This window comes from Cupriavidus gilardii (genome assembly GCF_017598945.1).
GTDB lineage: Bacteria > Pseudomonadota > Gammaproteobacteria > Burkholderiales > Burkholderiaceae > Cupriavidus > Cupriavidus gilardii_E.
Genome location: NZ_JAGFTW010000046.1, coordinates 1 through 21884 on the forward strand (window position 1 = coordinate 1; position 21884 = coordinate 21884).

At 68.7% G+C, this 21884-nt stretch carries 21 protein-coding genes; 12 read left to right on the plus strand and 9 right to left on the minus strand.

Annotation, left to right across the window (positions count from 1 at the left end; all coding sequences use genetic code 11):
• The first annotated feature begins 235 nt into the window (after window positions 1-235).
• The 3 genes from J5T34_RS17085 (at window position 236) to J5T34_RS17095 (ending at window position 2819) form a co-directional block, all read left to right on the plus strand.
• Window positions 236-583: a GIY-YIG nuclease family protein gene (locus J5T34_RS17085; RefSeq protein ID WP_347880665.1), complete on the plus strand. Its 348-nt coding sequence runs from the start codon at window positions 236-238 to the stop codon at window positions 581-583.
• A gap of 119 nt (window positions 584-702) precedes the next feature.
• Complete coding sequence (locus J5T34_RS17090; protein WP_208581077.1) at window positions 703-2178, plus strand: DegQ family serine endoprotease; 1476 nt, start codon at window positions 703-705, stop codon at window positions 2176-2178.
• A gap of 323 nt (window positions 2179-2501) precedes the next feature.
• The gene (locus J5T34_RS17095; protein ID WP_006577865.1) at window positions 2502-2819 is read left to right on the plus strand and encodes a hypothetical protein; all 318 of its coding nucleotides are present in this window, start codon (window positions 2502-2504) and stop codon (window positions 2817-2819) included.
• A gap of 68 nt (window positions 2820-2887) precedes the next feature.
• On the opposite strand, the gene J5T34_RS17100 is transcribed toward J5T34_RS17095, so the two are convergent.
• A complete protein-coding gene (locus tag J5T34_RS17100) occupies window positions 2888-4471 on the minus strand; it encodes an MFS transporter (protein WP_208581079.1) in 1584 nt (527 codons plus the stop codon).
• Entirely contained in the window at window positions 4468-4956 is a 489-nt protein-coding gene (locus J5T34_RS17105; protein WP_208581081.1) for a MarR family winged helix-turn-helix transcriptional regulator, read from the minus strand. Before J5T34_RS17105 ends, J5T34_RS17100 begins: the two co-directional genes overlap by 4 nt.
• A 237-nt stretch (window positions 4957-5193) precedes the next feature.
• Between J5T34_RS17105 and J5T34_RS17110 the strand changes: the two genes are divergently transcribed.
• Window positions 5194-6069, plus strand: a complete 876-nt coding sequence (locus J5T34_RS17110; protein WP_208581083.1) for a phytanoyl-CoA dioxygenase family protein — start codon at window positions 5194-5196, stop codon at window positions 6067-6069.
• 69 nt (window positions 6070-6138) lie between these two features.
• Here J5T34_RS17110 and J5T34_RS17115 read toward each other — a convergent pair whose 3' ends face one another.
• The 4 genes from J5T34_RS17115 to J5T34_RS17130 all read right to left on the minus strand — a co-directional run bounded on the left by J5T34_RS17115 (window position 6139) and on the right by J5T34_RS17130 (window position 9878).
• Window positions 6139-6987, minus strand: a complete 849-nt coding sequence (locus tag J5T34_RS17115) for an IclR family transcriptional regulator (RefSeq protein WP_208581085.1) — start codon at window positions 6985-6987, stop codon at window positions 6139-6141.
• A 157-nt stretch (window positions 6988-7144) separates the two neighbouring features.
• A complete protein-coding gene (locus J5T34_RS17120; RefSeq protein ID WP_244259021.1) occupies window positions 7145-8710 on the minus strand; it encodes an MFS transporter in 1566 nt (521 codons plus the stop codon).
• A 145-nt stretch (window positions 8711-8855) separates the two neighbouring features.
• Window positions 8856-9134 carry a hypothetical protein gene (locus J5T34_RS17125; RefSeq protein ID WP_053824434.1) on the minus strand — a complete coding sequence of 93 codons (279 nt, stop codon included), beginning with the start codon at window positions 9132-9134 and terminating at the stop codon, window positions 8856-8858.
• A 174-nt stretch (window positions 9135-9308) separates the two neighbouring features.
• A complete protein-coding gene (locus J5T34_RS17130; RefSeq protein ID WP_208581087.1) occupies window positions 9309-9878 on the minus strand; it encodes a YggT family protein in 570 nt (189 codons plus the stop codon).
• A gap of 204 nt (window positions 9879-10082) precedes the next feature.
• On the opposite strand from J5T34_RS17130, the gene J5T34_RS17135 reads away from it, so the two are divergent.
• A complete protein-coding gene (locus tag J5T34_RS17135; protein WP_208581089.1) occupies window positions 10083-10535 on the plus strand; it encodes a MarR family winged helix-turn-helix transcriptional regulator in 453 nt (150 codons plus the stop codon).
• A gap of 36 nt (window positions 10536-10571) precedes the next feature.
• Here the strand turns inward: J5T34_RS17135 and J5T34_RS17140 are convergent, their stop codons facing one another.
• The gene (locus J5T34_RS17140) at window positions 10572-11312 is read right to left on the minus strand and encodes a dienelactone hydrolase family protein (RefSeq protein ID WP_208581091.1); all 741 of its coding nucleotides are present in this window, start codon (window positions 11310-11312) and stop codon (window positions 10572-10574) included.
• 247 nt (window positions 11313-11559) lie between these two features.
• Here J5T34_RS17140 and J5T34_RS17145 point away from each other — a divergent pair, with 247 nt between their 5' ends.
• Together J5T34_RS17145 and J5T34_RS17150 are read left to right on the plus strand one after the other, a co-directional pair.
• On the plus strand, window positions 11560-13962 hold the full coding sequence (locus J5T34_RS17145) for a VTT domain-containing protein (RefSeq protein ID WP_208581093.1): 2403 nt from the start codon (window positions 11560-11562) through the stop codon (window positions 13960-13962).
• Window positions 13959-14837: an endonuclease/exonuclease/phosphatase family protein gene (locus J5T34_RS17150; RefSeq protein WP_208581095.1), complete on the plus strand. Its 879-nt coding sequence runs from the start codon at window positions 13959-13961 to the stop codon at window positions 14835-14837. Before J5T34_RS17145 ends, J5T34_RS17150 begins: the two co-directional genes overlap by 4 nt.
• On the opposite strand, the gene J5T34_RS17155 is transcribed toward J5T34_RS17150, so the two are convergent.
• Window positions 14822-15868, minus strand: coding sequence for a sigma-54 interaction domain-containing protein (locus tag J5T34_RS17155; RefSeq protein WP_208581097.1), 1047 nt, complete (start codon window positions 15866-15868; stop codon window positions 14822-14824). The genes J5T34_RS17150 and J5T34_RS17155 overlap by 16 nt on opposite strands.
• A 353-nt stretch (window positions 15869-16221) precedes the next feature.
• On the opposite strand from J5T34_RS17155, the gene J5T34_RS17160 reads away from it, so the two are divergent.
• The 5 genes from J5T34_RS17160 (at window position 16222) to J5T34_RS17180 (ending at window position 20645) form a co-directional block, all read left to right on the plus strand.
• Window positions 16222-17649 (plus strand): sigma-54-dependent transcriptional regulator, encoded by a 1428-nt coding sequence (locus J5T34_RS17160; RefSeq protein WP_208581099.1) that lies wholly within the window; start codon window positions 16222-16224, stop codon window positions 17647-17649.
• A 158-nt stretch (window positions 17650-17807) separates the two neighbouring features.
• Window positions 17808-18728, plus strand: a complete 921-nt coding sequence (locus tag J5T34_RS17165) for a sensor histidine kinase (protein ID WP_208581101.1) — start codon at window positions 17808-17810, stop codon at window positions 18726-18728.
• A 199-nt stretch (window positions 18729-18927) separates the two neighbouring features.
• Complete coding sequence (locus J5T34_RS17170; RefSeq protein WP_208581103.1) at window positions 18928-19353, plus strand: hypothetical protein; 426 nt, start codon at window positions 18928-18930, stop codon at window positions 19351-19353.
• Between the two features lie 119 nt (window positions 19354-19472).
• Window positions 19473-20048 (plus strand): hypothetical protein, encoded by a 576-nt coding sequence (locus J5T34_RS17175; RefSeq protein WP_208581105.1) that lies wholly within the window; start codon window positions 19473-19475, stop codon window positions 20046-20048.
• Between the two features lie 72 nt (window positions 20049-20120).
• On the plus strand, window positions 20121-20645 hold the full coding sequence (locus J5T34_RS17180) for a PRC-barrel domain-containing protein (RefSeq protein ID WP_244259022.1): 525 nt from the start codon (window positions 20121-20123) through the stop codon (window positions 20643-20645).
• A gap of 79 nt (window positions 20646-20724) precedes the next feature.
• On the opposite strand, the gene J5T34_RS17185 is transcribed toward J5T34_RS17180, so the two are convergent.
• Window positions 20725-21861: a Ku protein gene (locus tag J5T34_RS17185; RefSeq protein WP_208581111.1), complete on the minus strand. Its 1137-nt coding sequence runs from the start codon at window positions 21859-21861 to the stop codon at window positions 20725-20727.
• Window positions 21862-21884 lie beyond the last annotated feature (23 nt).

Genomic DNA, 21884 nt, shown 5'->3' on the forward strand with positions numbered 1-21884 from the left:
CCCGAACAGGACCGTGAAACGACTTCGCGCCGATGATAGTGCGGACTACCCGTGTGAAAGTAGGTCATCGCCAGGCTCTCCTTTGAAAACGCCCCAGATCCCTCAAGGTCTGGGGCGTTTTGCTTTGTGGCGGCGGCACCGAGCAGGCGTATGAAAGTACGAGCGCTTTCCTCGTCGCCCCGACTGCCTCACAATGCCGGCTCCGCCACCGCGCGCTTCTCGCCTCGATTCCACCGTGACCACGCCACCCGACCATTCCTGGTACCTGTACCTGCTCGAATGCGCCGATGGCAGCCTCTATACCGGCATCACCACCGATGTCGCCCGCCGTTTCGCCCAGCATCAGGCGGGAACCGGCGCTCGCTACACCCGTTCGCGCAAACCGATTGCGATCGCGGCTCAGTTGCGCTGTGCCGATCGGGCTGAGGCGTCCCGACTCGAGGCGCTGGTCAAGCGCCTGCATGTCGCGCGCAAGCGGCAGTTTTGCGCGATGTTGCCACAGGCCGAGATACCGGCTTTGCTCGCGTGGCTGCGCGAGGGTGGGCGCCCAACCGACGTCGCGGCGACGCCCGCGACTTCCTGAATCGCCGCGATCTGCGCATCGATCCCTGCCGTTCTCTTCCTTAAGGCTCGTTTAAGTCTGGCCCCCTAGCATGTCCTCGTCGCGCCCACCGTGGGCGCCGAACCAACGAGGAGAACCAGATGATTCGCCGAACTGTTGCTCGTACGGCCGTTGCCATTGCTGCCCTGGGCGTGTTGGCAGGCGGCTACCACTATCTCCAGAACGAGGCCGTCGCGTCGAGCTATGCCGCGCCGACCCCGGTGACCGCGCAGGTGACGGCTGCTCCCGGCCGCGCGATGGCAACGCCGACCGACTTCTCCGGCATCGTCGACCGCTACGGTCCCGCGGTCGTCAATATCAGCGTGACCGCGCGCGCCCAGCGCACCGCGGCGCAGATGCCGCCGGGCATGGATCCCGACGATCCGATGTTCCAGTTCTTCAAGCGCTTTGGCATTCCGTTCCCGTATGGTCCTCAGCCCGATCAGCCGCAGCTGGCCCGTGGTTTGGGCTCGGGCTTCATCGTCAGCCCGGACGGCATGATCCTGACCAACGCGCACGTCGTCGATGGTGCGCAGGAGGTGGTCGTCAAGCTCACCGACCGGCGGGAGTACAAGGCCAAGGTGCTCGGCGTCGACAAGCAGACCGACATCGCGGTGATCAAGATCGACGCCAAGGATCTGCCGACCGTGCAGTTGGGCGACCCGTCGCAGGTTCGCGTCGGCGAGCCGGTGGTGGCGATCGGTTCGCCGTACGGTTTCGAGAACACCGTGACCGCCGGCATCGTCAGCGCGAAGTCGCGCGCGCTGCCTGACGATACCTATGTGCCGTTCATTCAGACCGACGTCGCGGTGAACCCCGGCAATTCGGGCGGTCCGCTGTTCAATCAGCGCGGCGAGGTGATCGGCATCAATTCGCAGATCTACAGCCGGACTGGCGGTTATCAGGGCCTGTCGTTCGCGATTCCGATCGACGTGGCCACCAAGGTTCAACAGCAACTGGTCGCGCACGGCAAGGTCACGCGCGGCCGTCTGGGCATCGGCGTGCAGGAGGTCAACCAGGCCCTGGCGCAGTCGTTCGGGTTGCCCAAGCCCGCGGGTGCGCTGGTCAATACGGTCGAGCCCGACGGGCCCGCCGCAAAGGCCGGCCTGAAGCCCGGCGACGTGATCGTGCAGATCGGCGATGACACGGTCGATCGTTCCACCGACCTGCCCGAGCACGTGGCCGATCTGAAGCCGGGCACCGAGACGAAGCTGAAGGTCGTGCGCGAAGGCAAGCCCATCACGCTGACGGTGAAGGTCGGCGCGGCCAACGAGCAAAGCGTCGCGCAAAAGAGCGATGGTGCGCAGTCCGGCGGCAAGCTCGGTCTGGCGGTGCGGCCGTTGTCGCCCGCCGAGCAGCGCGAGAGCGGCATCGCCGGCGGCCTCGTGGTCGAGGACGCGTCGGGCCCCGCGGCACGCGTCGGCATTCAACCGGGCGACGTGATCCTTGCCTTCAACGGAACGCCGATCAAGTCCGTCGAGCAGTTGCGCACGATGGTGTCGAAGGCCGGCAAGGAAGTCGCGCTGCTGGTGCAGCGTGACGACACGCAGCTCTTCGTGCCGATCGAACTGGGTTGATGCATGGTGCGTGAGGCGTCGCGATCGGGCCACGACGGGCCCGGACGCGACGCCTTTTTGCCTGCTGACTCGACGCGCTTCGACGTGCCCGGTCACGTTTGCGACGAGGTATACGGCCACGTATACGCCCCGTATACCTGCCGTATACGCGCCAACGTATACGGCAGGTATACGTATACGTACCCACCCGCAAAACGTTGCCCAGCGCGCTTTTCCGGGCTGCATAGCCACACAGGAACGCAATCACGGCGTATCATCTCGACTGCGATGCATGACGAGGCATCGGTGCCATCGTCTTGTGGACTCGATCGAAAAGGAAGTCTATGCAGTTGGATCTCACGCGTGCATCTACGGTGACGGCGACCGACCGGGCGCGGCGCATGCCGCGCGCGACGCCGTCGCCCCGTCGTCGCAAGAAGGTAGAGGTCACCTACTGGGAGCGCGGCTATCGTTCCCACTACTACCGCAACGAGCGCGGCGACAAGCTGGGCGAAGTCCATCTGTCCGAGCGCGGCGAAGTGCCCGTGGTCTATCGCTGGGCGGCCGGCAACTATTCGGGGGCCGAAGGTTCGCTGGCGCACGCGCGCATGCGCGTCGAAGAGACCGTGGGCTTCGGCATGCGCCAGCTGCCGTTGTTCTGACGACGGCAACGCAGCCCGGTTACACCCTCAGACCGACCGCAGTCCTGCTGCGGTCCCTCGCGGCGCGCTCAATCGAGCCGACGCTGCCACAGCATCGCCGCCGCCGCGCACAGCGCCAGCAGCGCGATCCAGCGATACAGATCCTCGCAAGCCATCAGCCTGGCCTGTTGATCCACCAGCCGCGCCAGCCATGTCAGCGCGAACTGATGCGCGTGCGCGGCATCGAGCCCGCGCGCGGCCAACGTTCCCTCCATCGTCCGCATCCACTGCTCGGTCTGCTCCGGCCGATTGCCGAGCGCGTCGACGATGCCCTGATGGACGGCGAACTGCCGGTTTTGCAGCAGAACCGCGCCCAGCGCGGACGCCAACGAGCTGGCGATCTGCCGCATCAGGTTCTTGCTGCGATACCCGTGCGCGAAGTCCTCGGCCGATAGCGGGCGAAACGTCAGCCCCGCGATCGGGATGATGACCATCACGCCGAACAGGCCCTTGCCGACCAGCCCCAGGGCGAGCGCGCCGATGTCGGCATCCGGCGGCAGCCGTGAAAACCACCAGGCCGCGCCGGCCATCACCAGCAGGCCCGCGGCCATCAACGGCTTCTTGCGCGACAGCCGCGAAGCGCTCTTCAGATAGATGGCGATCCCGGCGAGGCTGACGGCCGCCGAGAAGGTGTTGAGCCAGCCGGTGGTCTGCAGCGGCAGTCCGAGGCCCTGCTCGGCGTAGATCGGAAACAGGTAGCCGCTCAGGTTGTTGATCAGGTAGTAGACGAAATACATCGCCAGCCCGGTCAGATACACCGGATGGCGCAGGTTGCGCAGCGCCAGCAGCGGCTTGCCGTGATGCCACTGGTGCCACAGGAACAGCGCCAGCAGCGCCGCACCGCTCGCGGCAAGCGCGGCAAGTCGCATCGGGTGCGACAGCACGTCGAAGCGCGCCTCGCTGAACGCGGCTTGCAGCACGACGATGGCGACGCCGAACAGCAGCAGCGGTCCGATTGCCGGCGCTTGCCCCGCGGTCGAGGCCTCGGCATCCGGCAACAACCACCATGCCGCCAAGGCGGCCAGCGCGGCGAACGGCACCACGCCGTAGAACACGTCCTGCCAGACGCCATGCTCGATCAGCGCGGCGGCAAAAGCCGGGGCCAGCGCCGAAGCGCCGAAGATCCCCAGCATGAAGATGCGCAACGCGCGCGGCCGGTCGGCCGGCGAAAACATCAGATTGACGAGGATGCGGCAGCTCGTAAACAATGCGCCGCCGCCGAGCCCTTGCAGCAGGCGTGCGGCCGCCAGTTGGGTCACCGAATGGCTGCCTGCGGCGGCCAGCGCGCCGACAATGAACAGCAGCAGCGCGCCGGTCAGATAGCGCCGATAGCCGAAGCGATGCGCCAGCCATGGCTGCTTCAGGATGGTCAGCATGCTGCCGACCGCGTAGGCCGCCTGTACCAGCGCGAAGCTGCGGGGATCGCCGTCGATGCCGCCGACGATATGGCTGGCGGCAAAGACGAACATGATGTTCTCGAGGAATTCGACCGCAGTCGCCAGCGCGAGCAACAGCATCAACAGCGTCTGGCGCTGCCGATGGCCGAGCAGCCGCAGCCGTCCTGCGCCGCGACGCAATCGCACCAACCTGCGCGATACGGTCTGCGGGCTCATGATTCCAGCGAGTCCAGATGCTGGTGCAGCTTCGCAAGGGCCCGCGTCGCGCCCGCCAGTCCGGTTTCGCCCAGCGGACCCCAGGCCTGCCCATACGCGGCGTGCACGACCGGCGCCGCGCGCTCGACCAGGCTGCGCCCCGCCGCAGTCAGCCGCAATTCCAGGCTGCGCCGATCCTGGGTCGACGCGCGCCGGCGCAGCAGGCCGCGCGCTTCGAGCCCGTCGAGCAGTCGCGTCATCTGCGTTCGCGTGGCGTCGAGCGTCGCGCTCAATTCGGACGGCATGCTCGGTTGCCCTTCGTCGGCGGCCAGCATGCTCAGGCACAGGTACTGCGACATGTCGAGATCGAAGGGCGCCAGCGCGCGATCGATATGCGCGCGCAGCAGCCGCGCCGCGCGCATCAACAACCGGGACGCCAGGATCAGGTCGCGCGGCGCCTCGGGATGGGCGGCGCAGAAACGGTCGATGCGGTCTTCAAAGGACATGGCGCAGCCCCTCCAAATAGTTACAAACGTAATTATATCGAACGATATCAGTACGCGCCGAAGCGCGCCGCCTGCGGTCATGCGAGGCGGCCCCCCGCCGTACGCAGTGCTGCGCGCACACGGGGCGCCCGCTTCTGGCATCATCCGGTTTGTTGGCGCGCGAAACCGTTCCCGTCGCGCCGTGCCCAACCCGCGGCGAAGCCCTGGCCTCGCCGCCTTGCCTGTTCCGCTGTCGCCATGACGACCCCTGCCGCTCCCCACCATCCCGACGCCGCGCCCGACGCGCAGAACGACGCGCAGAACGACACCGCCGCGCCGCCCGCGACGTCTCCCTTCGACGCACAAGAACTCGAGGCGCTGGCCGCGGCCTTCCACCGCGACGGCTTCGTGGTGTTGCGCGGCCTGGCGGAGCCCGCCTTGTGCGATGCGATGGAGCGCGTGGCGCGCGCCCAGCTGGCGGCCGCGGTGGAGCCGGTCGAATACGAGGCCGAGCTCGGCTATCCGGGCGCACCCCCGAGCCGCGACGCGGCTGGCGGTGCGACGGTGCGGCGGCTGCGGCAAGCCTACGATCGCGACCCGGTGTTCCAGCAATGGGCGACCGACCCGCGCGTGGCCACGCTGGTCACCGCGCTGCTCGGCGAGCCGGCGCAGTTGACGCTGGCCCACCACAACTGCGTGATGACCAAGCATCCGGCCTATGGCAGCCAGACCGGCTGGCATCGCGATACGCGCTACTGGTCGTTCGCCAGTCCGGAACTGGTGACGGTGTGGCTGGCATTGGGCAACGAGGACGAGCGCAATGGCGCGCTGCGCGTGATACCCGGTTCGCATCGGGTCGCGCTGGAACCGGGGCAGCTCGATGCCGCGGAATTCCTGGTCGACAGCCACCCGGCCAGCGCGGCGCTGCTGGCGGACGCGGCGCCGTTGTCATTGCAGCGCGGCGACGTGCTGTTCTTCGACAGCCGGCTGTTCCACAGCGCGGGGCAGAACCTGTCCGACGCGGTCAAGCTGTCGGTCGCCTTCGCCTATCTGGGCCTGAGCAACAAGCCGGTGCCCGGCACGCGTTCGGCACAGTACGGCATGGTGCAATTGCCGGGGCCGATGGCGAGTTGAAGCAGGGACAAACGAACCGGCGAGGGCCAGGGCAAGGGCCAAGCGCCAGGGGCCAGATAATCCCCGCCGTCAGGTCCGCAGACTGACGAGGTTCGTGATCTTCTCGGACGCTTCGAGCAGCGGCGGCAGGAAACGGCGCACCATCTCCTCGGCGCTGGTGCGGTTGGCCTGGCCGCTGATGTTCATCGCCGCGATGACCTGGCCGGCGCGATTGCGGATCGGCGCCGACAGCGACACCAGCCCTTCCTCCAGCTCCTGATCGTTCTGCGCCCAGCCCTGTTGGCGGATGCGCGCGATGATGGCCTTCAGCTCGTCGATATCGGTGACCGTACGCTGCGTGCGCTTGCGCAGATCGCTGGCGCGCAGCACGCGATCGAGCTCCTCGTCCGACAGTCCCGCCAGCAGCACGCGGCCCATCGACGAGCAATAGGCGGGCAGCCGGCTGCCGATCGACAGATTGATCGTCATGATCTTGCGTGCGGGAACCCGCAGCACATAGACGATCTCGGTCCCGTCCAGCACCGATACCGAGCAGCTCTCGTGGACCTGTTGCGACAGCGCCTCCATGATCGGCTCGGCCAGGTTCCAGAACGGCATCGAGGTCAGATAGGCGAAGCCGAGGTCGAGGATCTTCGGCGTCAGCCGGAACAGCCGTCCGTCGGCCTCGACGTAGCCCAATCCCACCAGCGTCAGCAGGATGCGCCGCGCGCCGGCGCGCGTCAGGCCGCTGGCCTGGGCAATCTCGGTCAGGGTCTGGGCGGGACGCTGGGCGTTGAAGGCGCGAATCACCGACAGCCCGCGGGCGAAGGACTGGACGTAGCTGTCGCTGGGCTTCTCGGCGGCGCTGCTTGCGGTGCCGGCGGCGTCGGCGGCGGACGGCTTGGAATCCTGGGAATCGTTCTGGGCGTGGCTGGCCATCGAGGTATACGGCTGGATGCCGAATGCGCACGGAAAGGCCGAAAGAGTAGTGGAAAAGGCCGCAGACCGCCAGAGGGGCAAGCCGCCATGCCGCGTTGTGCCACAACGCCCCGCCAGCATCGCCTCGCAAGGAGCCCGCGGCCCCCTGCACGAAACGTCAGCGAAAGCTCTTCTGCACCAGCACGAAACCGGCGATCAGCACGCAGACCAGCGCGAAGCCGTGCAGCAGATCGATGCCGGCCAGCAAGGTGGCCTGGCGATCGACCTCCTGCGACAGCCGCGCCAGGTCGGAGGCCGACAGCCCGCCCTGTTGCAAGGCGGGCTCGAAGCGCGTCACGTGCTCGACCAGATGCGTGCGGTGCGTGGCCGCGCCTTCCTGCATCCACATGCTGGCCAGCCCGGTGCCGGTCGCCGAGGCGATCTGCTTGCAGACGTTCTTGAACTGGTAGGCGTGGGCAAAGTCCTCGACCGGCAGGTCGAGGTAGGTCATCGAGGCGACCTGGATCATCAGCAGCACCGGCGTCAGGCCCTCCAGCAGCACCACCGGTACCAGCGCGTAGTCGGGCGCGCCCGGCATCAGCCGTTGCGACAGCAGCATCGCGGCGCAGGCGTAGATCACCAGGCCGGCCGCGATCACCCGCCGCTTGCGGAACACCATCGCCATGCACAGCGTCAGCACCACCGCGCCGATCGCCGACACGGTGCCGCTGACCGACAGCAGCATGCTGGTGGTGCGGAAGGTCAGGCCCAGCCCGCTCTGCGTCAGCGTCGGCAGCAGATAGGCCCAGATTGCCGACAGCAGGTAGTACAGCGTGTAGAAGCCGAGGCCGTACAGATAGCGCCGCCCGAGCAGCCGCGACGGGTCGATCCACGGATCCTGATGCCGGTGCAGCCGCCAGGCGCAGAACAGCAGCAGCGCCAGCCCGGCCGTGGCCATCAGCGGCATGTGCGGCGTGCTGAAGAAGCGCGTATAGCGCATCTCCTGCAGCGTGTGCAGCAGCACCAGTGCACCGGCCGCGGCGCTGAGCGCGGCCGGCCAGTCCAGTGTCGATACCGGCGGATGCGGGTCGCGCGGACCGCGGCGCGGGTAGGTCAGCGCCACCAGCGCCAGCACCGGCAGCGCGATCACGGCCTGGAACAGGAAGACCGCGCGCCAGCCGATCTCGTCGAGGAAGATGCCGGTCAGCCACGGGGTCACCGCCAGCAGGCCGAACGAACCGAGGCCGAAGCGCAGCAGCAGCGGGGCCCGTTCGGATGGCGCCGTCAGCAGCTGCACCAGGATGCGCGAGGCCGCGAACAGGCCGCCGGCGCCCAGACCCTCGACCGTCTTGCCGACGATCAGGCCGGTCGGCGAGCCGGCCTCCGCGCACAGGATCGCGCCGAGCACGAACACCGCGAGCGACGCCATCGTGAAGCGCTTGTAGGTGATGCGCCGCGCGATCTGGTCGAGCAGCATGTTCATCAGCACGGCGGCTGCGGCATAGGCGCTGACCGCGTACAGGTAGTCGCTGGGCGTCGCATTGACGCCGCCCTGGATGTGCTGGCTGGCCACCGCCATCATCAGCGTCGACGAGAAGTCGAGGCCGGTCACCAGCCCCAGCGTCAGGCCGAATGCCGACAGCCGCAGCGGTCCCAACTCGGGATGCGAGGCGAGACGCAGCGAAGGTGGCGGAGAAACGGGATTCGGCGCGGGATGGCCGGCGGGCAAGGGTTGGTGGGGCATGGGCGCCAGCTTAGCGGCGCGCGCGTGCGGGAAAAACCGCCTGGGCTGGAAACTTCGTCCGGCTGCCGGAACAATCCGCCGCCAATAAAAAAAACCGGCCGGAAGGCCGGTTTCTCGCAGGCACGCCGGATGACGTGCGAGGGCGTCAGGCGCCCTGGCCGAACCGGTCGCGGTTGTCCGACACGTGGTCGGCGCGCGCGCCGTCCGTGTACGCATCGACGCTGCGGGCGCCATCGGTATAGGCGTCCACCGTGCGGGCGCCGTCGGTGTACGGGTCGGCCTTGCCGACGTGCATCGAGGCGCCTTCCAGACGCAGCACGTCGCGATCGAGCGTGGTGGCGTGCAGCGCGGTGGCGGACAGGGACAGGCCGGCGGCGCAGAGCAGCGCGAAGGCCAGGCGACGGGGTTGTGCAAGAGTCTTCATGGTTCTTTTTCCTTTGATCAAAGCGGTGTGGCCGGCATCAGCCGATCACACCGCCCGAATCTACGCCCGTCGCCCAGGCGGAAAAAGAGGTCCTGCAGCAACACACTGTTCAAGCAGGCAGACAATCGCGGCGAACCGTTGCCGGCTTCCGGCGGGCCGGTATGCAGCCCCGCGTCAGAGCAGGTGCCGCAGGCCGAACAGATTGACGCTCAGGCCGGCGATCACCATCAGCAGCACCTGCGCGAGGATGAACAGCACCAGCGGCGAGATATCGAAGCCGCCCAGACGCGGCACCACGCGGCGGATCGGATCGAGCAGCGGATCGGTTAGCTGCTGGATCACCGGGGTGATCGGCGAATGCGGATTGACCCAGGACAGGATCGCCATCAGCAGCGTGACCCACATCACCAGGCTGATGCCCCACTTGAGCACGTTGAGCACCGCGATGCCGAGCACCGCGGGCAGCAAGCCGAGCGGGTTGCCCGCCGTCAGGCCGATCACGGCGAGCAGGAACACCACGGCGGTCAGCCAGGCCGCGACCACGGTGGCCCAGTCGATGCCGCCGACGCCGGGGATGACCCGCCGCAGCGGCCGCACCAGCCAGTCGGTGACCTGGAACACCGCATGCGAGATCGGATTGCGCGCCGGCAAGCGCGTCAATTGCATCCACAGCCGCAGCAGCAGCGCCATGCCAAATAGCGTGAAGACGGTGTCGAGCAGAAAGATGGCGATTTGCGAGAGCATCGGATTTCCGTGGTCGTGGCGCAGGTGTCTGCGGACGCACAGATTCTGCCATACCCGGGATGCCCCGCGTAGCGCAACGGTGGCCGCGGCCGCAGACTCGTGCCGGTGCGCCGCACTGCGCGTAACTGCCTTGCCGCGCACCTATAATGACGCCCGACTCCAGATCGCGGCCGCGCTGCCACGCCGGCCGCTCCATCGCACGCCATGACCCAGCCCCGTTCCCCGAGTGCCGCCGAGCTTGCCAAGCAGGACTTCGAGGCGCTGTCCGACTTCCGCTACCAGCTGCGGCGCTTCATGCGTTTCTCCGAGGACGCCGTGCGCGAGGAGGGCCTGACCGTGCAGCAGTATCTGCTGCTGCTGCATATCCGCGGCTTTCCGGGGCGCGACTGGGCCTCGATCGGCGAGCTGGCGGAGCGGCTGCAGGCCAAGCAGCATGGCGTGGTCGCGCTGGTCAATCGCTGCGAGGCGGCCGGGCTGGTCAAGCGCAAGACCAATGCCGCCGACCGCCGCGTGGTGCAGGTCCATCTGCAGCCCAAGGGCGAGCGTTGCCTGAATCGGCTGGCGCTGCTGCATCGGAGCGAACTCGAATCGCTGCGCCATACCTTCCGTATCTCGCGCCTGACCGCCTTCAACGACGACGGCGTGTCGCGCGGGTAGTAGGGCGGGCCATTGCGGCCCGCGATGTCCGCCGTCTCAGGCGCGCTGCGACAGCGCCTGGGCCAGGAACGTCAACGTGCGCCCATGCGCCAGCACCGCCGAGGGCTGGTCGTAGGAGGCGCGCGCCCAGCAGTTGAAGCCGTGGTCGGCGCCCGGGTAGACGTGGATCTCGGCGCGCGGATTGCCCGCCATCGCGGCGCGCACCTGTTCGACCGCCTCGGGCGGAATATTGGCGTCGCGCTCGCCGTAGTGGAACTGGATCGGCACGCGCACCGCGCTGGCCTGCTCGAGGCGGCGCTGGATGCCGCCGCCGTAGTAGGGCACCGCCGCATCGACCAGCCCGCGTGCCGCGCTCAGATACGCCAGCAGCCCGCCGAAGCAGTACCCGACCGCGGCGACCTTGCCGTCCGGCCCGAGCTGCGCGCGCAGCGCCTGCGCCGTCAGCGCGATATCGTCGAGAACCACGTCGGGGTCCGTGGTCTTGTACAGCGCCATCGCGCGTTCCTTGTCGGCGCCCGCATAGCCGAGCTCGATGCGCGGCGCTTCGCGCCAGAAGATGTCCGGCGCCATCACCGCGTACCCGTCCAGCGCGTATTGATCGGCCACCGCGCGAATATGTTCGTTGACGCCGAAGATTTCCTGGATCAGCACGATGCCCGGCGTGCCGGGGCGCATGCCGCCCGGCGGCAGGCTCAGATAGGCATCGAAGGCATGGGAGTCGGTGCCGACGCGGGTCCAGCGGCGAAGCGTGTCGTTTGCGGGCAGGGTAGCGGCCATCGTTTTCCTCCATCGGTAGGGCCGACAGGGTAAGGCAAGCCGGACAAGCTTGCCAAGCGCGCACGGCTGTGCCGCTTCGCGCCTGGCGCGCGGCGGACGTTGCCCCGCGCCCGATGTAGGCGGATTCCGACAAGCGCCGGGGCCGGCGGCGGACGGCGCTTCCGGGCCGGGCTTGCCATACTGCTGGCGGAGGTCCGCCGGACATCCTGGTCCCGCTTCGCCTCCTTCCGTTTCCGCAGGGATGTCGATGACCGCTGAAGACGCGCCTGAAGACCGGCAAGCTGCAGCCGGCGTCGCGCAGACGGCGCGCCGCGAAGGCGCCCCGCGTGCTGCCGGGGGCGATCGTGCGCCGGCCGCCGCCGCGGCGAAGCTGCTGCAGCCGGGCCGCAATTGCTGGCGCATCGAACGCGCGTCGCGCTTCGCCATGCTGGTCGATGGCGAAGCGTACTTCCGCGCGCTGCGCTCGGCGCTGATCCAGGCCGAGCACACGGTATTCATCCTCGGCTGGGATATCGACAGCCGCTTCGAACTGGTGCCCGGCGGCGCCGACGACGGTTTTCCGCGCGGGCTGCGCGATTTCCTCGACGCGCTGGTGCGGCGCCGCCGGCGGCTGCGCGTCTACGTGCTGAGCTGGGATTTCGCCATGGTGTATGCGATGGAGCGCGAGTGGCTGCCGGCGGTCAAGCTCGACTGGCAGACGCACCGGCGCCTGTCGTTCCGGCTCGACGCCCGGCATCCGGTGGGCGCCTCGCATCATCAGAAGGTCGTGGTGATCGACCACAGCCTGGCTTTCGTCGGCGGACTCGATCTGACCCGCTGCCGCTGGGACACGCCCTCGCATGCGCTGCACGACCCGCGGCGGGTCGATCCCGACGGCAAGCCCTATGGGCCGTTCCACGACGTGCAGGCAGTAGTCGAAGGCGACGTGGCGCGCGCGCTCGGCGAGATGGCGGCCGAGCGCTGGCGCCGCGGTACCCGGCGCGAGCCGCGTGCGCCCGACCCGGCTGCCGGTGAAAAGAGCAGGCGGCTGTGGCCCGACGGCGTCGCCCCGCTGCTGACCGACGTGCCGGTGGCGATCGCGCGCACCGCGCCCGCCTTCGACGGCGAGCCCGGCATCGGCGAAATCCGCGCGCTGCATCTGGACGCGATCGCCGCCGCGCGCCAGACGCTGTATCTCGAGAATCAGTATTTCAGCTCCGGCGTGCTGGCCGACGCGCTGGCGACGCGGCTGGCCGAGCCCGAGGGCCCGGAAGTGGTGCTGGTCTCGCGGCGCAGCGAGAGCGGCTGGCTCGAGGAGCACAGCATGGGCGTGCTGCGCGCCCGCGCGCATCGCAAGCTGCGCAGCGTCGATGCCGGCCACCGCTATCGGCTCTATTACCCGCATCTGCCGGGCGAGGGCGAACCCGGCCCCGACGGCGAACCGCTGCCCGGCATCAACGTGCACAGCAAGGTCATGGTGGTCGACGACAGCTTGCTGACGATCGGCTCGGCCAATCTGAACAATCGCTCGATGGGGCTCGACACCGAATGCAATCTGGTGATCGAGGCGGCCGGCGATGCCCGCATCGCGGACGCGATCCGCGCCATGCGCGCGCGGCTGGTGGCCGAGCATCTGGGGTGCGACGCCGACGAACTGGCCGCCGCCCATGCACGCGGCGAGCCATTGCACGCGACCATCGCCCGCTGCCATCGGCCCGGCGAGCGGACCCTGCAGGCCTTCGATCCGCCGCTGGTGCCCGAGGTCGACGCGGTGGTGCCCGACGAGCGCCTGCTCGATCCGATCGAGCCGATCGACCCGGACGGGCTGGTCGACGAGTTCCTGACGCACGAGGCGCGGCCGCGCGTGATCGGCCGCCTGGGCGTGGCGATCCTGCTGCTGGTGGTGCTGGCGGGCCTGGCCTTTGCATGGCGCTATACGCCGCTGCGGGAGTGGGCCGACTTCCGCAACGTGCTCGATGTGGTCGAGCGGATCCGCGACATGCCGATGGCGCCGCTGGCGATGCTCGGCGCCTATGTCGCCGCGGGGCTGGTGATGGTGCCGGTGACCCTGCTGATCGTGGTGACGGTAGTCGTGTTCGGGCCGGTCAAGGGCGCGCTGTGCGCGCTCGGCGGCGTGGTGCTCAGCGCCGCCACCGGCTACGGCATCGGCCGCTTTGTCGGCCGCGACGCGGTACGGCGCTATGGCGGCAAGCGGCTCAATGCCTTGAGCCAGCAGGTCGGCCAGCACGGCCTGCTGGCGATGGTGGTGCTCCGGCTGGTGCCGGTGGCGCCGTTCACGCTGGTCAATCTGGTGGTGGGGGCCTCGCGAATCCGCTTCCGCGATTGCCTGCTCGGCACGCTGATCGGCATGACGCCCGGCATCGTGATCTCGGCCTCGCTGGTCGACCGCATCGCCGCGGTGGCACGCAATCCGAACCCGCTGACGGTGGCGTTGCTGCTGCTGGTGCTGCTGATCCCGCTCAGCGTGCTGTGGCTGTTGCGCCGGCGCCGGCGCGCGGACGCCGCGCAGGCAGCGAAGGAAGCCGAGGCGGCGCAGGCGGCGGAGGCCGCCCGGGAGGCGAGGATCGCGCAGGCCATGCAGCCGGCGGAGACCACGCAGGCGGTGCACCGCGCCGCCATCGGCGAACCCCGCCATGGAGGGCATGCATGAGTCGGATTTATCCATTGCGCCCCGGCGACATCGTCGAGCCGTTCCCCGAGAGTCCGGAGCGTCCCGGAAAGGCGCCGGGTTCCGCCGCGCCCGCGCAATTCGTGGTGGCAAGCTACAACATCCACGGCGGCATCGGCGTGGACGGGCGTTTTCTACCGAAGCGCATCGCCGGCGTGCTGACCGAACTGCAGGCGGACATCGTCGCGCTGCAGGAAGTCGAATCGCGCAGCACCGGCTTCGACATGCTGGCCTATCTGCGCGACGAGACCGGCTACCACGCGATTCCCGGGCCCACGCTGATCCGGCATGACGGCGAATATGGCAACGCGCTGCTGACGCGCTTTCCGCCCAGCCGGGTCCGGCAGATCGACCTGAGCGTCGGCCGCCACGAACCGCGCGGCGCGATCGACGCGACGCTGAGCTGTCCCGACGGCGTGCACGCGTCCCCGCTGCGGGTGATCGCGACCCATCTGGGGCTGTGGCCGGGCGAGCGGCGCATGCAGGTGCGCCGGCTGCTGACCTCGCTTGCCGAACAGCCCGGCGTGCCCACCGTGCTGCTGGGCGACGTCAACGAATGGTTCCTGTGGGGGCGGCCGCTGCGCTGGCTGCATGCGTATTTCGACGGGGCGCCGCATGTGCCGACCTTCCCGTCGCGGATGCCGGTGCTGGCGCTGGACCGGCTGTGGTGCTGTCCACGCTCGGTGCTTGCCTCGGTGACGAGCCATCGCAGCCCGCTGGCGCGCATTGCCTCGGACCATCTGCCGCTGCTGGCGCGGCTGCACGCGCGCGCGGCCGCGCCGGCATCGGTGCGTTCCGCGGCGGATGCGGCCGAAGATGTCGATCTGGCCAGGCAGGCCGATCAGCCGTCGCGATAGGCGTCCAGCCGGTTGTACAGCGTCTTCAGGCTGATGCCGAGCGCCTGCGCGGCGCGCCGCTTGTCGCCGTCGAAGCGCGCCAGCGTGGCCAGGATCAGGCCGCGCTGCGCATCGGCCAGCGTGGTGCCGATCCGCACGTTCAGCACGCCGTCGGCGGCGGTGGGCAGCGGCGGCTGCGAGGCGATATTCGGGTTCGGCAGTTCGATCACGCGGTCGGCCAGGATGAACGCGCGATAGACCGTATTGCGCAGCTCGCGCACATTGCCGGGCCAGCCGTACTGGCACAGGCGCTCCAGCGCGCTGGCCGAGAACACCTTGTCGGTGCCTTCGGCCGCGTTCAGCTCGGCCAGGAAGTGCTTGGCCAGTGGAACGATGTCCTCCCGGCGTTCGCGCAGCGGCGGGATGTGCAGCGGCACCGCGGCGAGCCGGTACAGCAGGTCTTCGCGCAGCACGCCGCTGCGCACGGCCTCGAGCGGGTCGCGATTGGTCGCCGAGACGATGCGCACGTCGCAGACCACTTGCGCGTCGCCGCCGACGCGATGGAAAGTGCGCGTCTCCAGCACCCGCAGCAGCTTGATCTGCATGTCGGGCGCCATTTCGGTGACCTCGTCCAGGAACAGCGTGCCGCCATGCGCCTGCTCGAAATAGCCGGCCTTCTGCTGCATCGCGCCGGTGAAGCCGCCCTTCTCGTGGCCGAACAGTTCCGATTCGATCAGGGTCGGCGCGATCGCGCCGCAGTTGACGGCGACGAAGGGTTTGCCGCGCCGGTTGCTGCGCTCATGTATCGCGCGGGCCACCAGCTCCTTGCCGGTGCCGCTTTCGCCGACGGCCAGCATCGGGACGTCCGTGGCGGCGACGCGGGGAATCTGTTCGAGCAGCCGGCGCATCGCCGGCGAGCTGCTGCGCCAGAGCAGCGCGAAGTCGTCGCGCGCCGGCCCACGGCCGCCGTCCTCGCGTGGGTGGTCCCGCGCGGGTTCCCGATGGCGGGAGCGCGTCGTGTCCGGCAGATCGTTCGAGGTGCTGGTCGACATGTAGCGAAAGGCGGAGCGGATAAGGCGACAGGCGGTCGGCGGACGGTGGACGCGGGCGGCAAGGCGAACTGGCAGACGTCCGCGGTCCAGGCTTCGCGAGATCCGCATTGCGGTTCGCGTAACGCAATGCTAGCTTGCGACGAGGCGGCCCACCATCGCAGTTTGTCCGACAAGCCCGCACGGGACGGCCGGCGGCCGATGTCAGACTAACACCGGTATGGCGCCGCTTGCCGCTTGCATAGAATGACGTCTATTCAGGGCAGTAACGCCCGCCGCGGCGGCAACCGCCACGGCGCCTGTCTCAATTCCACCATTCCGGTCAAGGGTTTCAGCGGCCGGCATCAGTCAAGCCTATGCCTCACATCCTGATCGTCGACGACGACGAGAACACCTGTGCAGCGCTTGCCGAGATTGCCGCGGCGGAAGGGTTCACCGCGGCCACCGCCGGCGACCTGCGCGAAGCGTGCCTGCAGATCGGCTGGCAGATGCCCGATGCGGTGCTGGCGGATCTGAAGCTGCCCGACGGCGACGGCAAGGACCTGTTCAACGAAGTCGGCTCCGCCGGCGTCGACATCATCCTGATGACCGGCTACGCCAGCGTCGAGAGCGCGGTGGAGGCGCTGCGCCTGGGCGCGACCGACTATCTGGTCAAGCCGATCAATGTCGCGCGCCTGCAGACGGTGCTCAAGCGCATCGCCACCACCGGCGACCTGAAGGCCGAGGTGCGTTCGCTGCGCGGCGAACTACGGCGTTACGGGCGCTTCGGCCGGCTGCTGGGCAGCTCGGAGGCGATGCAGGCGGTCTATGACCAGATCAGCAAGGTCGCGCCCACCGAGGCCACCGTGCTGCTGGTCGGCGAAAGCGGCACCGGCAAGGAGCTTGCCGCGCAGACCGTGCACGAGCTGTCGCCGCGCCGGCGCCAGCCCTTCCTCGCCGTCAACTGCGGCGCGATCTCGCCGAACCTGATCGAGTCCGAGATGTTCGGCCACGAGCGCGGCAGCTTCACCGGCGCCGAGCGCCAGCACAAGGGCTATTTCGAGCGCGCGGCCGGCGGCACGCTGTTCCTGGACGAGATCACCGAGATGCCGATCGAGCTGCAGGTCAAGCTGCTGCGCGTGCTCGAGGCCGGCACCTTCATGCGCGTGGGGACCAACCGCGAGCTGCGCGCCGACGTGCGCGTGGTCGCGGCGACCAACCGCAATCCGGAAGAGGCGGTGGCCGAGGGCAAGCTGCGCGCGGACCTGTATCACCGCCTCAACGTGTTTCCGATCGAACTGCCGCCGCTGCGCACCCGCGGCGACGATGTGGTGCAGCTGGCGGGGGCCTTCCTCGATCAGCTCAACGCCGAGCACGGCACGCAGCGCCGCTTCGGCCCCGAGGTGCTGGCCAATCTGCGGCTGCATTCGTGGCCGGGCAATGTGCGCGAGCTGCGCAATTTCGTGCAGCGCGCCTTCATCATGGCGGAGGACGACGTCATCGCCGAATCGCCGGTGCCGCTGCAGGCGGCCGCCTCGCAGGTGCCCGCCACCGCCATCGTCACGGTGCCGGTCGGCATGTCGCTGGCCGATGCCGACCGCGAGCTGATCTTCGCCACGCTGGAGCAGTGCGCCGGCGTCAAGAAGCATGCGGCGGAAATTCTTGGCATCAGTCTGAAGACGCTTTACAACCGCCTCGAGGAATACGCCGCCGGAGGCAAGCTGCCGGAGTCGTTCAAGACCTCGGCCAACGGTGCCAACGGTGCCAGCAGCGGCACCCACGACCGGCCTCCCGCCACCAGTTGAAGCCACGCGAGACCATCCTGCCGCCCGTGCGTCCCACCAATTCCGCCCATCCCGCCAATCCCGCTGCCGAAGGCCCCGGCCTGGCCCAAGCTATGCTTCGGCTCGAAAATCCGGCCCCGCCGCATCGGCGCGGCGACCCCAACATGCCATCCTCACTCATGTCCAAGCGACCTTTTCCCTCCAGCCGCGCCGATGCGGAAAACGGTGGCCAATCCGGCGGGGCGGGCACCGAGCACTGGGTGCCGGCGGCTGTCGACGCGACTTCCGAAGTCACGACGCTGATCGACCAGGTGTCGCACGATCTGCGCTCGGCGCTGAACGGCATCCAGAGCTGGGCGTACGTGCTGGACCATTCGCTGGACGCGCCCACCGCGCCGGTGCAACGGGCGCTGACCGGGCTGCGCACGGCGATGCAGCAGCAGGTCACGCTGATCCAGCATCTGGAGGAGGCGGTGCGGCTGCTGGCCGACGAAAGCGAAGCGGAATGGGAAGCGGTGGATCTGGCCGCCGCCATGGCGCAGGCCATGGAGTCGGCCAAGCCGGTCGCGGAGGCGCGGCGGGTGACGCTGGCCGATGTGCTGGTCCATCGGGATCAGGGCGCGGGCAGCCGTGACGATGTCCTCGTGCAGGCGGATCCGCGCCGGCTCGAGCCGCTGCTGCGTCATCTGGTGCTGCACTGCCTGAAGCAGGCGCGCAATGGCGACACCATCGATGCGCATCTGGAGCCCACCGCCAACCATGTGAAGCTGCGCCTGACCGAAAGCCGCGCGACCTCCGACCGTGTCAAGGAGCGCCTGTCGGTGCTGTCGGAGTTTTTCCGGCGCGATATCGGCACGGCAGCCGCCGCGCCCGCGCGGCAAAGTTCCGCATTGCTGCTGGCGCGGCGCATGGCGGAATTGCATGGTGCGTCGCTTGGCGCCGAGCCGTCGACGCAGTGCGAGCAGGACGGGCAAACCGCCTGCATCGCGGTGACGTTCCCCCGCGTGCCGCCCGGTGCGGCGATCGATCCAGCGGTCAATTCCACGGTGTACTCGAGCCCATCCCCCGCCCCATCGTCCGACGAGAACGCCGGCGGCTAGCCGACGTTTTCCGCCTTCGTTTTTCCCACTTTCATCCCGGTCGCCACGCCGCTCGCGCGGCAAGTACTTTTTACGAGCGATGCACTTTGTGCAACGCCGAGTGCTGCCGCATGCGCCGCTTGTGCGCCGGTCCCGGGCGGTTCCCTTCTGGCCCGTCGCTTGCATCTGTTTCGCTATTCCAATCGAGCAGGAGCCGATGATGCAGAAGGCCAAGACCGCGTCCCCCTCCGCCCATGGAGCCGCCGCCAAGTCTGCTTCCGCCAGCGCGGCGAAGCCGAGCAAGCAGAAGGCCGCCGACCAGGAAGCGGAAAAGCAGAGCAGCGCGTGCACGTACCAGCAGGCGGTCGACGAATCGGTGGAGATGACCTTCCCGGCCAGCGATCCGATTTCGCCGAGCGCCGCGATGCATGCCGAGAAGGAGACCAGCACCGAACGGGACGACACCGACTGGGAAATCGAACCGGGCAGCGCGCACCAGCCCGCGGGCGCGCGTCCTGCGGCCGAGCGCAAGGGCACCGCAGCGAAGGAAGGGGACAAGGACTCGGGCGGCAAGGCCGCGAGCGGCAAGACTGCGGGGACGAAGACCGGGTCCAGGCCCGACTCCACGTCCAGGGGCAAGTCCTGACCGCAGCCCTGGCTGGCGTCGCGACCGCCCCGGAACGCCCCCGAAACGCCAGGCCGAATTCGATTGCCGATCCATCGCTCGCCAAGCGGGTGTCTGCCAACCGATTCGAAGGAGCCAGCATGTCCCTGATTATCGCCGGACGCTTTGATACGTTCGCCCAGGCCGAGGCGGCGGCGGGCCAGTTGTTTGCCCGCGGCTTCGCCGAGGACGACGTGACCCTGTTCTTCGTCAATCCGCCGGGCCAGCATGGACGCTTTCCGCTCGGCGGGGACGTGGCGGTCGATGCGGGCACCCGCAAGGCCGGTGCAGGCGCCGGGCGCGGCATCGTGCTGGGCGCCATCGCCGGTGCCGTGATCGGCGCGGTGGGGCTGGCGCTGATGCAGGCTTCCGTCCTCGTGCTGGCGCTGGCCACGGGCCTGGGCGCCTATCTGGGTTCGCTGGTCGGTGCGCTGTCGATGACGCGCGATCCCGACCGGGTATCGAACGCGCCCGATCCAAACCGTGAGGTCAAGACCGAGCGCGATGCCGGCGTGCTGCTGGCCGTGCATGTCAGTCCCGATACGCGTGAGACGGCGGCCGAGGTGTTGCGCCAGGCCGGCGCCAAGGACGTCGAACGCGCCTACGGACGCTGGAGCGAAGGACGCTGGGTCGATTTCGACCCGCTCGCACCGCCGGTGCCCGCCAGCCGTCCGTGACGCACGGCCGTGAGGCCATCAGGGGCGCGAGGGCGCCATTGTGTCAACCGACAACCGAAGCAGGAGTCGCCAATGAACCCACTCGACAGAGACCCGCGCGATCCGCGAGACCTCAGAGATCCCCGCGATCCCCGCGATCCCCGTGACCTTCGCGATCCGGCCGCGGCCCGCGCGCCGGCCGGCGCGACCATCGTCGGCGACGTCGACACCAATGCGAGCGGGCCGGGCCCCTTCGTGATGGCGGCCGATACGCTGGAAGGCAACAGCGTGATCGGGCCGGCCGGCGAGGACCTCGGCACGATCGACCACATCATGCTGGACGTACAGGGCGGCCGCGTCGCCTATGCGGTGTTGTCGTTCGGCGGCTTCCTCGGCATCGGCGAGAAGCTGTTCGCGGTGCCGTGGTCGGCGCTGACGCTCGACACGCGGCGCAAGTGTTTCGTGCTGGGAATCGACAAGGAAAAGCTGAAGGCCGCGCCCGGCTTCGACAAGGACCACTGGCCGGCGATGGCCGACCCGCAATGGGCCACCAGCATTCACCAGTACTACGGAACCTCGCCGTATTGGAAGGAGGACTCGTACGATCCGTGGGCGTGAGGCCGGACAGTCCGGGCCGAGGAGATCCTGAGGGCCTGATGTCGTTCCCGCGAAAGCGGGAACGACGGCGTTTGCCGGACTAGGCGCGCTTGCGCTGCGGGGCGCTGCGCGAGCCGCTGTCGGCGCTGTCCCGCTTCGCCGTGCCCGCCGTGCTCTTCTTCGCTGAAGCCGAAGCCTTGCCGGACTTCGCCGCGCTCTTGCGGCTGCCCGCCTGCTTCGTTTCCTTGCTGTCCTTGCCATCCTTGCCGGCGGCACGCGCGGCCGATTTGCGCGCGGTCTTGCGGGCGCCAGTGGCGCGCGCCTTCTTCGGCGCCGCGCGCGTTGCCTTGTCGTCTTCCTGCTGCTCGTCCGAATCCTCGTCCTGCGTTGCGTCGCCCGCATCGTCGCTCGCTTCGGCCCGCGCACCGCCGCGCCCGCCGCGGCGTTTGATGCTTTCCTTGAGCAGCGCCATCATGTCGATCACCTCGGCCGACTTGCGCGGTTCGTCGGCGCCCGGCTCGGCCGGGGTCAGCAGATGCGTCTTGCCTTCGGCGATCTTTCCCTCGATGCGCTCCATCAGGTCGTCGCGATAGGTATCGCGGTAGGCCTCGGGGTTCCAGTCCTCCTGCATGTCCTCGACCAGGCGCATCGCCATCTCGATTTCGCGCGGACTGACGCCTTGCTGCTTGCTGCCGCTCTTGGGCAGATTCAGCTCGTCCATCGGCAGCACTTCCTCGGCCCAGCGCATGGTGTTCAGCACCAGCGCATCGCCCAGCACCAGTACCGCCGCCAGATGCTGGCGGTTGTGGATCACGACCAGGGCCAGCGCCGCGCGGCCGGTGCGGCGCAGGGTCTCGCGCAGCAGCGCATAGCCCTTTTCGCCGCGCCGGTCCGGTTCGAGATAGTAGGGCGTCTCGAAGTAGTACGGCGGGATCTGGTCGGCCTGCACGAAGCTGACGATATCGACCGTCTGCGTCGCCTCGACATTGGCCTGGCGGAAGTCCTCCGGCGACAGCAGCACGTATTCGCCCTTCTCGTACTGGTAGCCCTTGACGATATGGTCCTTGTCGACCGGCTTGCCGGTCTTCTTGTTGATGCGCTGATAGCCGACCGGCGCCATGTCGCGCTCGTCGAGCCAGTCGAAGTCGAGCGCGTTGTCGCGTGCGGCCGCCTTCAGCACGACCGGTATGTTGACCAGGCCGAAGGAAATGGCGCCTTTCCAGATGATGCGGGGCACAGAGGAACTCCGTCGTGGATCAG